The organism is Streptomyces sp. RP5T (genome assembly GCF_003933965.1).
Classification (GTDB): Bacteria; Actinomycetota; Actinomycetes; order Streptomycetales; family Streptomycetaceae; genus Streptomyces.
Genome location: NZ_RSAJ01000244.1, coordinates 1 through 12,143, shown reverse-complemented (window position 1 = coordinate 12,143; position 12,143 = coordinate 1). Strand labels below are relative to the sequence as shown.

The window sequence follows — 12,143 nt, the reverse complement described above, 5'->3', positions numbered from 1 at the left end:
GCACGACTACCGCGAGATGAAACAGGCCCTGGGACTGGCCCACTTCGAAGGCCGCACCTGGAACGGCTGGCACCACCACGTCACCCTCGTCTCCGCCGCCCACGCCTTCTGCACCCTGCAACGACTGGCCTGACACCCAAAAGACGTAGTGCAGGTCTGAGCCTCTACCAAGTCGTCCGAGAACTCCAGACCCTCCTCGCCACCTGGACCGGCGCCTGCCCCACCTGCCACCGCGACATACCCACACCACTACGAACCTGACCAAGCCCTAAAAGGGCATGGTGGGGGCTGGAGCGCGCGTTGATCGTGGTTGCGTACCCGGTCACGGGCTGTCGCCGACCGTGATCGCTGAACGCGTCGCTGAGATAGGAGCGTCACCACGCGCCAGGGGCCTGCGCCATCGGCGAGGAACTGGCCGAGTGGGCCATCCGCTCCAGCCGGTTTCCAGGCGGGGATGTTGGGGGTGCACGGCGTCAGTTGATGGCCCCATCGGTGGGCGGCGAGTCTTCGCCAGGTGGCCTCGATCCGTTCGTCCCTGAGGAGAAGTCTTGAGTGCGTGGCCCTCAGGACCTCGCGAGCCGCAGGAAGGTCTGTCGCCCCGTCCGAAGGCCTGGTGTCACCGTTGGCTGGCGCTGTACCGGGCTGTCGCGGGGTGATCGCGGAGGGGTACGGTGTCCCTCAGGCACTAGAAATAGAGAGATGGCAAGGGCCCGCGAGTGCGACCTCGCGGACCCTGTGGGACCCCAGGAGTTGGCGCTCCGGGCCCCGTGGCCGAGGACCTATCCAGGGAAGGTCTCGACGTGCACGAGAGTACCCGTACCCACCGTCAGACGCGCAACAAGGCCCCCTCCGTGGCAGCGATGACGCTCCGGCTTAGTGCCTTCTTTGTCTTCCCGCGTCGTTCCGGTTGCGGGCACACCTGCGCTCCGAGAGGGGGCGCGATGGTGTGATCGATTGCGGCGGCGCCCCAGTAAATGGGTGTCAGCCGCCGGGATGCCCGGCGACTTAGGTGATTAGCGGTCACCTCGGCGGGAGCATCCGATCTGCCACCGGGCGGGCTTAGCGGGCCCACCCGAAGGTTCTGTTCTCCCAGTTAGCAGCCGGTCGAACAGTTCGATCTTGGTTCTGGAGCGAACCATGAAGCGCCAGAGAGGCCTTCGCTTTGCCCACCTCGAGATTGAAGCGAGGCGTAACCCCATGTTGCAGCATCACGCTGCCGTTTGTCAGCCCATCAATGCCCGATTAGTGCCTTGTATACTTTGTGTCGGGTTGTGGTTTCTTCTTCCCCCGGCCGTTCCGTCATACGGATGCCCCCTGGCCAGGTTCCGCGCGCGGCCGGACTGTGTAACCCGGTGAGTACCGCGTCCACGTCCTCACAACTGTCGCCGAGAGCTCCACGAGATTTTTGGGTCTCGGCGATCCCTCGTGACGATCAGGTGGTGTCGCGGACGGCATCCCGGCGGTGGGGGCCGCGGCGTTGGCTGCGGTCGGTGGATTGGCTGGTGGGTCAGGGCGTGCATCCACGGGCATCCGCGACGACGCGCGTGGTCGCGAGGGACCTGGCGGCTCGAATGGACTTCGACACTGGTGAGGTTCGGTACTGCCTCAAGGGCATGGTGGGTCGGCTGGGACTTTCGCGCGCGACGGTCAGCCGGCATGTTGCGTATCTGCGGGAGATGGGGTCGCTGGTGTGGGTGGAGCGCGGCAGCCGTACGAATGTGCGTCGGGCCAGCGGACTGGACGGGTACGCCCGTACGGCGACGGTTTACGGCGCGGTGATCCCGCCCGCGTATGACCGTGCATTCGGCCACGTCATCGGCGGGTCCGGCTACACCGCCCAGATCGTCGTCGACCACCGCGGCCAGGTCCAAGAGCCGGTCCGAGCCGGGGAAGCTGTGGATAACTCGTCTATGGACAAGCGTTGTTCAGGCCAGGATGAGACCCCTTCCCTGATGGTGGTTAGGAGAGTGGATCAATGTCAGGTAGTGGGTGGTAAAGACTCTTCTGCCGAGCGAGCTCGGCCAGCCAGGTCCACCACCCGCCGCAAGAAACGAACGCTGACGATCCTCGGGTACCGGATCACTTCCGAGCGGATCGACCGTGCACGGCGCCTCGCTGTCCACGTACGCCCGCTGGTGAACTGGACCCAGGGCACCACGCACGATCAGCTCTCATGGGTGCTGCTCGACCTGGTCGCCAAGAACTGGTCCGACACCCAGATCCTGGTGTGGCTGCGTGACCTAGGCCAGGAGCTCGGAATGGCACGGTGGCGGCCCCGGTTCCCGCACCGGGTGATCGCCGCAGCACTGCACCGCCTGGACCGGACCGAGACCGAGCGGCGTACGGCTCAGGGCCCCGACTACGAAGAGGCCCTGCAGCAATCCGTGCCGCCCAACGCGGCGTTCGGACAAGCCGCCCAGCATGTCCGGCAGGATTCGTTCGCACGAAAGGGCTATGTGGAGTACCCGCAGGTGGAGGACGTGCCGGTGGACGCTTGGGATCTGAGTCTGCTGCGGGAGGCGGTGGCCAGTGACCCCGACCTGGTGCTGGTTGCTGCGGAGCTGTCGGGGCGGGAGGCGGCCCTGCGCACCTACGGCAGTGCCGGTGCATGCGTCCTCGCTCTGCACGAGGAGCTGAAGGCGACCGGAATGTCCTGGCCTGCGCCTTGACCAGGAGGGTGCGCGAATCGAGGGGGATGCCTGCCCTCGGGTGAGGGAAGGCAGGCGAAGTCGGTACGTAGTTCGGGCCGTTGGCTCGGCCGACCGCATCGAGAATCCAGTGGAGGGGCGGACATGAGGCGCGTGACCACCGGCACCGCGGACCTCTGGCACCACTACGGCCGTGCCCGCGCCACCGCGGACCGTACTGTTCCTGACCGCTTCTCCTGGGCCTGGGGACAGGACACCGGGCCCGGCGCAGAAGTCCTGGGCGACCTGGGCGGCCGCTGCGTGGGCGACCTCGGAGCCGGAGCCGGCCCGGCACGCCGCATACCTGGCGGTCCAGCACCAGTCGGCACGGGTCACCGCGGTCGACGCCTCGCCCGCCCAGTACGCGATGGCCACCGACCTGTACGGAGATCTCGCTCCGCGCCTGCGCATCGCGCACTCCGACGCGGTGCGTCACCTACAGAACCCTGCCCACAACTGCTACCACCCTGCTACCATCAGGTGTGGCTACAAACAAGCAGACGCAGGTCCGGCTGGACGAGAGCGTGTTGGAGGCCGGCAAGGCTGCCGCGCGCTCCCGCCGTCTCGACTTCAACAAGTACGTGGAGCGGCTCATCATCGAGGACACCACCGGCGCTCGTGCCGCCGGCATGGCGGCCGCCCAGCGGCTCATCAATGAGCACGGCACGTTCCTCGACGACCTGGAGGAGCAGTTCGACGCCCCGTACGCCCAGCAGCAGCCTGGCGCGGCCGCATGATCCTGCACGTCGACGAGTCCTGGATCCTCGAGGTAGCGGAGCGCGCCGGGCACCGTGATCCGGCGGCCGACGACTACGGTGTGCCCATTGCTGCCGTCGCCCGCCACCGCGGTGAACTCCTCGATACTCCTGTCTACGACGGCGTCTTCGCCCGCGCTGCGGCACTGGTGCACACCCTGGGCCGCTGCCGGTGGCTGGAGCGCTCCAACCTCACCGTCGCCTGCGCCGTCGCCGCCATGTACCTCGAAGCCAGTAACATTCCCGTCAACCCCACCCGGGAACAGCTCACCGCACTCGCCCATGAGCTCAACAACCCCCGCTGCACCGCCGAGCGGATCGCCTCATTCCTGCGCACCTGGAAACCCTGACCCGGACCAAGCGGTGATCACCTTCGGGCCCGGCAAGGTGAGCCAGCCGGGAGAGAACCCTGGTCGTCGACGTCGTTGAGGGGCGCCGCGATCTGCGCCAGGTCGCATCGCGGCGGCTTTTCTACCGGAGTACGGGATCAGCGGCGTGACGTAGCACCTCACGCCGGCGCCTCGGCGACGGCCAGCACGCTTTGGGCCCACGTAAGTCGCTCCGCACTGAGCTGCTCGAACTTGTGCCGGAATAGGCTCCGTTGGGTGCAGAGGTTCTGGATCATCGCGGCGGCAGTCCTGTGGGGTGCAGGCACGGGTCTGTTCATACCGCGCGCCGCCTACCGGCTTTCCGTTCCGCCCGAGGCGGCCTCGTGGACGACGTGTCCCGCCGGACACGCCTTCACCGGTCTCGCGAACGGCTGGCTGGGGCGGGCCCGCTGCACCAACGGTGACGCGTACGGCCCCAGCACGACCGCCCTCTCCGCTATCTCGACCGCGGTCTGTGCGGTCCTGGCGGCCGCCGTCGGAGACCACCCGGAACTGGTGGTCTGGCTGCTGCTCATCCCGATCGGCGTGCTGCTCGCCACCGTGGACCTCATGGTCCAGCGACTGCCCGACGTGCTCACTCTCCCGCTCGCCGTGATCTCGCTGGGCCTGCTCGCCGTGGCGGCGCAGCTGCCCGGCACCGACGGTAGCTGGCGGACAGCCCTGCTCGGCTCTGTCGCGCTCGTCTCCTTCTGCACGATTCTGCTGCTGAGCAGCCCCGCCTCGTTCGGCTTCGGAGACGTGAAACTCGCCCTGACCATCGGTGCCGTCACCGGCTGGTACGGATGGGGCATCCTTTTGGTCGGCACCTTCGCCGGGTTCGTGCTCTTCACGCTGTACGGTCTCAGCCTCATGGCCGCGCGCCGTGCCCACCGCACGACGGCCCTACCACTCGGACCGTTTCTCCTGGCAGGAGCCGGGGTCGGCGTGCTCCTCGGCTCCGGCAACTAGGTGAGGGACGTCCTCCCACCGTCAACCGCCATGGCGCACGAGCTTGACCAGCAGGTCGGTGTCCCTCAGATCGGGGAGGACCACCTCGGCGCCGGCGTCGCGGAGGGCAGCCTGGTCGCTTCGGCCGGTGGCTACGGCGATGACGCGCACGCTGTTGGTGTGGGCTCCCTCGATGTCGGCCGGGGTGTCTCCGATCAGCACGGCGTCGTCCGCGGTCGTGTGGGCGCGCTCCAGGGAAAAGCGGACGAGGTCGGAGCGTACGTCGTGGTCCTCCCCGTAAGCGCCCAGCTCCCATAGGATCGGGGCGTCCAGGCCGAAGACCTGCAGCTTGAGTTCGGCAACGGCGCGGATGTTCCCCGAGACCACGGTCTGCCGTACGCCTGCTTCGGCGAGGGCACCGAGGGCCGCGGCAGCGCATGGCCGCGCTCCCGCAGCTCGGCGGCGCGCTCCAGGTGCACGGCGGTCAGGGCCCGGGCGAACCGCTCGAAGTCCGCGCGGTCGGTGGCCAGTCCGTGGAGCTTCGCTGTCTCACGGAAGATCACCGGCTCGGTGATGCCGTCAATGTGCGCCTGCTGCCGCATGGGCTGCCCGGTGGTCTGCAGGAACGCGGAGGCAGACAGTTCGCGGCCCACACCGCGTGTGTCGATCAGGGTGTGGTCGACGTCCCACAGGACCAGTCCGGCCATTTAGTGCCTCCCCAACGGCCCAGCTAGAGCTGGGTCACAGCGTGTTACACGAATATGAGCAGACCGTAGGCGCGGGCCCGGTCCCAGCCTCTACGCTGACGCCACAAGCACGACCCGGGAAAGGGGGCGACACAGATGACGTCACCCTCGCGGAACCTGTCCGTGGGAAGCATCATCCGGCGCTACCGGCAGCAGAAGGGGGACCGGCCGGTCGCTTCAGTCGCTGGGCTGTGCGGGATCACTCCGCGCTATCTGCACATGATCGAGGAGGGGAAGAAGGTCCCCTCGCTGGAGGTGCTGGAGCGGATCGCCGCGGTGCTGGGCGTCGCCCCGGCCGTCCTGCTGGCCGGGGAACCGATCAGCCAGCCCTCGCTTCCCGCCAGCGCGGCGCCGGCGGTCGCCCGGGCCCTGCTGAGCCCCACCCGCGGGCCTCGCGATCTGTGGGATGCTGCGCAATTACGGGAGCGTGTCGAGCGGGCCTGGCACTCCTGGCAGACCTCAAAGGACCGCTTCACCCAGGCCGCCAGCTTCTTGCCGGACCTGATCACCGACGTGGACGACGCCGTACGCCGCCACCGAAACGGCCACGATGCCACGGAGCGGCGCGAGGTACTGCGCGTGGCCGCAGATCTGTATGGGCTGCTGCGCTCGTACTGCCGCAGGGTCGGCCGGCTCGACCTCGCCTTCCTGGTCGCCGACCGGGCCGTACAGGCCGCCGAGGAAGCCGACGATCCCGTACGGCGAGCCGCAGCGTCGTGGAACCTGGGTCACGTCTTGCTCTCCCATAACGAACCCGACGCGGTGGAGGAAGCCAAGGAGATCGCGCTCCAGGCCGCGTCGAGCACCTGCGCACCGTCCCGGCAAGCACCGCCTCCCAGGCCGTCGAAGGAGCTCTCGAACTGGTCGCCGTCGTCTCCGACGCCCGCCGCCGCAACTGGCCGCAAGCTCGGCAACGCCTGCAACACCAGGCCCTTCCACTGGCCCGGGCCGCGGGGGAGGGCAACGTCCAGTGGACGGTGTTCGGCCCCACCAACGTGGCACTGCACGCGATGGGCATCGAGATGCTCGCCGGGGACGCAACCGGAGGACTACGGCTGGCCGACCAAGTGGACACCAGCCGACTGCCCAGCCGGGAGCGGCAGTTCACCTTCGGACTCGAAGTCGCCCGCTGTTACCACCTGCGCGGCGACGACGCCGCCGTCCTGGTGCACCTGCTCAGCCTGGAAGACCTCGCCCCCGCGGACCTCTCCCGCAGCCCCGCGGCCCGCACCCTGGTCCAGGACCTGCAACAGCGGGTACGCCCCACACTCCGCCGCAAGGTCGAGGATCTAGCCGACCGCCTCCACTCGCCTGAGGACGAGGCGGCAGGGGAGACGTAACGGAAACCTCCCGGCCGCTAAGCGGGCCCGGATCGGGCTATGCCGAGGCCGTCCGCCGCGGCGCGACTCCAGGCATCACACACATTCGCAGTGCCACTGCGCCCGGTATGCGGGGCGTTGCTAATCGGCTCACCGGCCTTGACGATGGACACTTCAAATCGTGTGAGTCACACGGTTAGACGGGGAGCTGAGGCCATCACGGCAGGCTTCGTGTCGCGACGCGTGCAATCACAAGGAATCGACCATGCCGTGAGTGGGGGAGAGGGGGATCCGTGAGTTTGCGAACTGTCAGTTCGCCCATGGCTCCCCGCCCGGCTCTACCTTCACGTGAGCCGCAGGTGGAGGAGGCAACCGCATGGGCTGCGACGGGACGGCTCGGGCGAGCGGGCGCGGCATGGCCGCGGGCGACGAGACCGACGCCGGAGTCGTCACGGTCTGCCGGTTCCTCGCGCTGCAGGCACTGCAGCGGCTGACTGCGCCGGGCGCGGTCAGCGTGAACCCGTTGCCGGGCGCGCCCACCTTGTCGTTTCTCGTCCCGGCGGATGCCGCCCGCTGCTGGCCGCCCCTCCCCGGCACGCGCGGATCCTGCACGGAGGTGGTGTTGCCCCCGGACAGTAAGAAGGTACCGCCTGGGCCGTACTGGCTGATTGAGCGCTCGCAGGGGCTGACGTCCCCAACCACGCTGCGTACGGCACTGGAGGCCGTGGCACGTGACGTGGCGCGACGGTGGCCCGAGGCGGCGGCGGGGCCTGCCGATCTGGTTGGCGAACTGTGGCTGCCGCGCAGCGCGCGCCCTGCGGCTGTTGGACAGGATCGGGTCCCCCGTGGCAGGCACTGGTGACATTATGGCGCCCCGTACGGTGTTACCGGGCGTCCACCCCGAATTCGTACGCAACCTCCCAGCGGGAGTCCGGGACGGTGATGTCGGCGGTCTCCACGGCGCGGCCGTCGCCGTCGTAGTAGGTCCGCTCGATCACGAGGACGAGGTCCCCGCGGCCGATCCCCAGCAGGTTGGCCTGCTCCTGGGTGGCGCGGCCGGGTCGCGGGACTTCCAGCGCGGTGACGATCTCGACGCCGATGGAGCGCATCCGTTCGACGACGCCCTTGCCGGCGAGCGGGCCCATCTCGGGCAGCAGGATCGGCGTCTCACCTGTGATCGCCATTGGCTCCCAGGACACCGAGAGCTGGGCAGGCCGGGCGTCGGCGAGGAACTCGTAGCTGGTGCGGACGCACGGGTCGCCGGGTTCGATGCCCAGGCGCTGGGCGATGTGGTGCGGGGCGGGCGTGCGGGCCTCGGAGTGCGCTTCCCAGGTGCCCGTGCGGCCGAGTTCGGCCATGTCCGCGCGGAAGGGGCTGCCGTGGCGCCGTTCCCGGTGGCGGGAGCGGATCATGCGCCGGCGCTCGCGTGGTTCGGCGACGAAGGTGCCGGATCCCGCGCGGCCCTCGAGCCGGCCTTCGTGGATGAGGCGTTCCTGCGCCTTCTGCAGGACGTTGGCGCCGACTCCGTACTCCTCAGCGAGGCGCGCCCGGGAGGGGAGCCTTTCCCCAACACCCCATTCACCGCTGTCGAGTCGGCGGCGCAGGTCGTTGGCGACGGCCGCATGCCGCGGCGGCTCCTCGTGGCCCATGCAAGGACTCCGTACTGGTCAGCGGCTCCTCGATGCCCGGGTTCGGGCGACTCGATTGACAATTTAATGCATCAGGTTCAAGCTAATGCATTAAATCTACTGTACGTGATCAATCGTGCACGGGAGAGATCCGTGAACTCGCCGAACGCCCAGGCCACCGCGATTGTCTCGATGCTGCAGGCGCTGGGTGCGAGTCCGGTCGAGAGCCAGGAGCTCGGCTATCTCCGGATCGAGGCCCAGGTGCCGTCCACCATCGACGACGATCTCCTGTCGGACCTCTTCCGCCTCCTTCACAAGGCATCGGACCGCTACGGCCACGACTTCGGAAAAGACCGCACCTCAGTTGTCTGGGCAGAAATCAACACCCCTGGCTCGGGCGGGCAGAGCGCCTCGCTTCCGCACACCAGCAGCATCGTCGGTCGCCCCGCTCGCGGGGCGCACGTCGTGCTCTACACCTGCACCGCCGACGCAGAGTCCGCCAACCGAACGCTGGCCGCCCTGAACACCTTCGCCGCCGCGCAAGGCTGGACAGTCATCCACGAGGCATACGATCTGGCCCCGCTCGCCACCTCGCGCCGCGGCCGGGCCGGATGGCGCGCAATCGAACGCGCCCTGAGGGACGGCAGCGCCACTGGACTGATCGCGCAGAGCGAGCAGGAAGTCGCCAGCCGCTCCGCAGACCGCCTCTCGCTGCGCACCTTCATCATCGACCAGTCAGCGTTCGCCGTGTACCTCGGTGCGGCCCCGCTGCCAGGGCCCGCCGCCGTGTGGTCCGGCACCTACGACCTGGCTCCGGGCAGTGTGCGCGAGCTGAGGGTGCTGGCGCGGGTGCGTCTGTCGATGCGGCGGTGGCCCGGCGACGTGGACGCCGCCGTCGAGGTCCTCGCCCGCCTCGCTGTCAACGCCGTGACACACGGCCGGCCCGCCAGCCAGGCCCCGGCCAAGATGCACATCCACCTCTCGTTCACCGATGAGGGAAACCTGCTCATCGACGTCGAGGACCCCAACCCGAGCTTCCCTGACGCGCAGGCCGCTCTGAACGGAGAGCGAGGCCGCGGTCTGCGCGACGCCCGCGATTTGGGTGCGGAACTGCTGTGGTTCCTCGCCCCTGACGGCCTCGGCAAGACAGTGCGCGCAGTCCTGCCGCCGGGGGAGGGCCTCGCATGACCAGCCCCGCGGGCGACCAGCACAGCAGTGCGTCCCCACCTGACGAACACGGGGAACGTCTCCGTCCTCACCTGGCAGAACTGGCAGGAAACGTCGACGGGCAGTGCCGGCACGAAGACTCAGTTCCCGCACGCGACCCGCAGATCGCACCACGCACGCTGCCCGCGGTCCCCGAGGAGACCTCCCCGGCAAACCTGTCAGGAATCAACCAGCTGAGCGCGCACCCCCTGCCCAGCAGCTGGAGCAAGCGAGAGATGCCTCCCGTGCTCTGGACCGAGCCAGAACGTGTTCCGCCCCGCCCGTCGGCCGTGCCCCCGCAGCGCACCTCAGGCGGGACGAACACCCGGCGGATGACCTGGCAGCTGCCCGGCCACTCAAAGGCCACCCCGACTGACGCCCGCCACCTTGTGGCGCAGACATGCCGACTGTGGAACATCCCGCCACACGTCATCCAGGACCTGACACTGATCGTGTCGGAACTGGCGACCAACGCCCTCCTGCATGCCCCTAACGACCTCGTCACGGTGGGCATGATCCTGACCGCCGACGACGTGTGGGTGTTCTGCGCCGACCAGGGGCCCCGACGGCCCATCAAGACCAGCCCGGCGCACGCCGACGACGAGCACGGCCGCGGTCTCCTCATCGTCGACACACTCGCCAGCCGCTACACGGTGAATCCGTGCGGCCGAGGTACGGCCGTGGCGGCCTGCCTCACGCTCCCCGCAAGCACGACCCCTCCCGTCCGCACTCCCCAGGGCACCGTCGCCGCTGCCCCCTGCGAGGACTCTTGCGATGCCACCCATAGCCATATCTGAACACGTGGGGGCGGCCCCCTTTACGCACGCGACCGGCCCAGCCGGACAGCCACGCGGCGCACACGGGCAGCCCCCCACTCTGGCCGACATGCTGCCGGCCGCGCAGCTGGCCTCACGCCCCCTGAACGTGAAGGTCGGGGCGGATTTCGACATCGTTGTACTGCCCGAGGAACAGGCCCGTAAAGCCGTCGACGCCCTCGCGCACTGCCGCCCTCACCCCATCGGTGCGGCCATGGCCCGCCGCAGCGAGTGGGTGCTGTTCTTGCCACCCGGTTCCGGACTCGGCGCCCAATGGCCCACGCCCGCCCGGCACTTCGACAGCGGGACGCTCCAGGTGCCGCCCTTGCTCACGGTGTGCGAGGAGCCGCGGTGGGTCCGGCTGGGCAACACCGTGCACGGCGGCCGCGCCTACACCGCGCCCTTGGTGCTGCACCCGCTGCTGCCCCTGCTCGGCTGACCGGCTTCCACCTATCCGCTGTCCCTCAATCACGAGGATCTGATGTCCCCCCTGATAAACGACGTACTGCTGTGGACGAACATCCCCCTGAGCGTGGTCGCCGGGGCCGCGCTGCATTACCGGGCCCGGGTCAGGACTGCTGACAGGAAGGCGGCCGACTCGGACCGGAAGGCCGAAAACGCCAGCGCAGAGCTGGACCAGGCAGTCAAGCGGATCGCCGCGCGGGAGGAGGAGGCCCGTCACTTCGCCGAGTCCCGGCTGCCCGCTCTCGTGTACGCGCTCCAGCACGGCACCCCGCCCGGCTACGGCGCTCTGCTGCACCTGGAACTGCGCGGAACCCTCACCGCTGCGGCGTACGAATCGGTCCTCAAGCAGGTCGCCGGGCTCCTGGAGGACGCGTCGAAGCAGGCCGAGGAGACGGCCCGCTCGACGGTGCGCGCGACCGTAAAGAGTGTTCAGGCCCTGCTCTACGAGCAGCAGATAGCGATCACCCGGCTGCTGGACAGCGAGGACGACCAGCGGCTCCTGGCCCTCTTGCAGCCCGTCGACCACACGGGCAATCAGCTCCTGAGGCGGCTGCTGGTCCTCGGCGTGATCGCGGGCACCTGGCCTGGGCGCCAGAGCAGCAACGTCCCCGTGGTCGACGCGGTCCGGGGCGCCATGTCCCGCATCCGCGACTACCAGCGGGTTCGACCACCGCGGCCGTCACACCTCTACCTCGCCGGCCGGTACGTCGAGCCCGTCGTCCTGGCCCTCGCCGAGCTCCTGGACAACGCAGCCCGCCACAGCCCCCCGTCCACGCCGGTGGAAGTGCACCTCATCACCGGTGCGCAGGGCGTCAGCATCGAGATCCACGACGCCGGGGCCGGGATGAGCATCGAAGCGGAGATGCAGGCCAGGCGGCGGCTGTCCGGCGACGAATTCCGGCTCACCGACCTGCGCAACCCACCCTCGTTCGGTCACCTCGGCGTCGGCGCGCTGGCCCGCCAGTACGGATTCCGGGTTCATCTCGACGACCGATCCGTCCACGGCGGCACCAGGGCCGTCATGTTCCTGCCCCAGGCGCTGCTCGCCGAGGCGCCGCCCCCCGACGAGACGGCCCCCGCGCCGCAGGTGGCGCCCGCAGTTCCCGCAGCGCCTTCTCGGCCGGCTGACCCGGCTGCGGCCGATGCTGCGAGCCCCTACGAGATCACCCACGACGGGCTCGCCAAGCGTCGCCCGCAGCAGTCGGC

Annotated in this window: 13 protein-coding genes and 4 pseudogenes; 13 read left to right on the top strand and 4 right to left on the bottom strand. The window is 69.1% G+C overall.

What is annotated here, in order from left to right:
• The 6 genes and pseudogenes from EHS43_RS24055 to EHS43_RS24030 form a co-directional block, all read left to right on the top strand.
• Positions 1-160 (top strand): annotated as a pseudogene (locus EHS43_RS24055) (IS701 family transposase); the annotation flags it as partial.
• A gap of 1,411 nt (positions 161-1,571) precedes the next feature.
• Positions 1,572-2,669 carry a hypothetical protein gene (locus tag EHS43_RS24050; RefSeq protein WP_125192845.1) on the top strand — a complete coding sequence of 366 codons (1,098 nt, stop codon included), beginning with the start codon at positions 1,572-1,574 and terminating at the stop codon, positions 2,667-2,669.
• 123 nt (positions 2,670-2,792) lie between these two features.
• Positions 2,793-3,138 (top strand): annotated as a pseudogene (locus EHS43_RS47990) (class I SAM-dependent methyltransferase); the annotation flags it as partial.
• Positions 3,139-3,169: 31 nt separating this feature from the next.
• Complete coding sequence (locus EHS43_RS24040) at positions 3,170-3,424, top strand: hypothetical protein (protein WP_125192846.1); 255 nt, start codon at positions 3,170-3,172, stop codon at positions 3,422-3,424.
• Complete coding sequence (locus tag EHS43_RS24035) at positions 3,421-3,792, top strand: fic family toxin-antitoxin system, toxin component (protein WP_125192844.1); 372 nt, start codon at positions 3,421-3,423, stop codon at positions 3,790-3,792. Before EHS43_RS24040 ends, EHS43_RS24035 begins: the two co-directional genes overlap by 4 nt.
• A 255-nt stretch (positions 3,793-4,047) precedes the next feature.
• Entirely contained in the window at positions 4,048-4,779 is a 732-nt protein-coding gene (locus EHS43_RS24030) for an A24 family peptidase (RefSeq protein ID WP_125192843.1), read from the top strand.
• 21 nt (positions 4,780-4,800) lie between these two features.
• On the opposite strand, the pseudogene EHS43_RS24025 reads toward EHS43_RS24030, so the two are convergent.
• Positions 4,801-5,465, bottom strand: a pseudogene (locus tag EHS43_RS24025) (HAD family hydrolase).
• Positions 5,466-5,600: 135 nt separating this feature from the next.
• On the opposite strand from EHS43_RS24025, the pseudogene EHS43_RS47985 reads away from it, so the two are divergent.
• Positions 5,601-5,744, top strand: a pseudogene (locus EHS43_RS47985) (hypothetical protein); the annotation flags it as partial.
• Here the strand turns inward: EHS43_RS47985 and EHS43_RS47980 are convergent.
• Complete coding sequence (locus EHS43_RS47980) at positions 5,714-5,887, bottom strand: hypothetical protein (RefSeq protein WP_260470684.1); 174 nt, start codon at positions 5,885-5,887, stop codon at positions 5,714-5,716. The pseudogene EHS43_RS47985 and the gene EHS43_RS47980 overlap by 31 nt on opposite strands.
• Positions 5,888-5,963: 76 nt before the next feature.
• Complete coding sequence (locus tag EHS43_RS47975; RefSeq protein WP_260470683.1) at positions 5,964-6,236, bottom strand: hypothetical protein; 273 nt, start codon at positions 6,234-6,236, stop codon at positions 5,964-5,966.
• 245 nt (positions 6,237-6,481) lie between these two features.
• On the opposite strand from EHS43_RS47975, the gene EHS43_RS47970 reads away from it, so the two are divergent.
• Together EHS43_RS47970 and EHS43_RS24015 are read left to right on the top strand one after the other, a co-directional pair.
• Entirely contained in the window at positions 6,482-6,844 is a 363-nt protein-coding gene (locus tag EHS43_RS47970) for a hypothetical protein (RefSeq protein WP_260470682.1), read from the top strand.
• A gap of 355 nt (positions 6,845-7,199) precedes the next feature.
• Complete coding sequence (locus EHS43_RS24015; RefSeq protein WP_125192842.1) at positions 7,200-7,685, top strand: hypothetical protein; 486 nt, start codon at positions 7,200-7,202, stop codon at positions 7,683-7,685.
• Between the two features lie 22 nt (positions 7,686-7,707).
• Here the strand turns inward: EHS43_RS24015 and EHS43_RS24010 are convergent, their stop codons facing one another.
• Positions 7,708-8,472: a GntR family transcriptional regulator gene (locus EHS43_RS24010; protein ID WP_125192841.1), complete on the bottom strand. Its 765-nt coding sequence runs from the start codon at positions 8,470-8,472 to the stop codon at positions 7,708-7,710.
• Between the two features lie 132 nt (positions 8,473-8,604).
• Between EHS43_RS24010 and EHS43_RS24005 the strand changes: the two genes are divergently transcribed.
• The 4 genes from EHS43_RS24005 to EHS43_RS23990 all read left to right on the top strand — a co-directional run.
• Entirely contained in the window at positions 8,605-9,639 is a 1,035-nt protein-coding gene (locus EHS43_RS24005) for an ATP-binding protein (RefSeq protein ID WP_125192840.1), read from the top strand.
• 350 nt (positions 9,640-9,989) lie between these two features.
• The gene (locus EHS43_RS46585; RefSeq protein WP_185806373.1) at positions 9,990-10,454 is read left to right on the top strand and encodes an ATP-binding protein; all 465 of its coding nucleotides are present in this window, start codon (positions 9,990-9,992) and stop codon (positions 10,452-10,454) included.
• An 88-nt stretch (positions 10,455-10,542) separates the two neighbouring features.
• Positions 10,543-10,911: a hypothetical protein gene (locus tag EHS43_RS23995; RefSeq protein ID WP_125192838.1), complete on the top strand. Its 369-nt coding sequence runs from the start codon at positions 10,543-10,545 to the stop codon at positions 10,909-10,911.
• A 42-nt stretch (positions 10,912-10,953) separates the two neighbouring features.
• Positions 10,954-12,143, top strand: a 1,190-nt coding sequence (locus tag EHS43_RS23990; protein ID WP_148104086.1) for an ATP-binding protein, incomplete at its 3' end; no start/stop codon positions are given.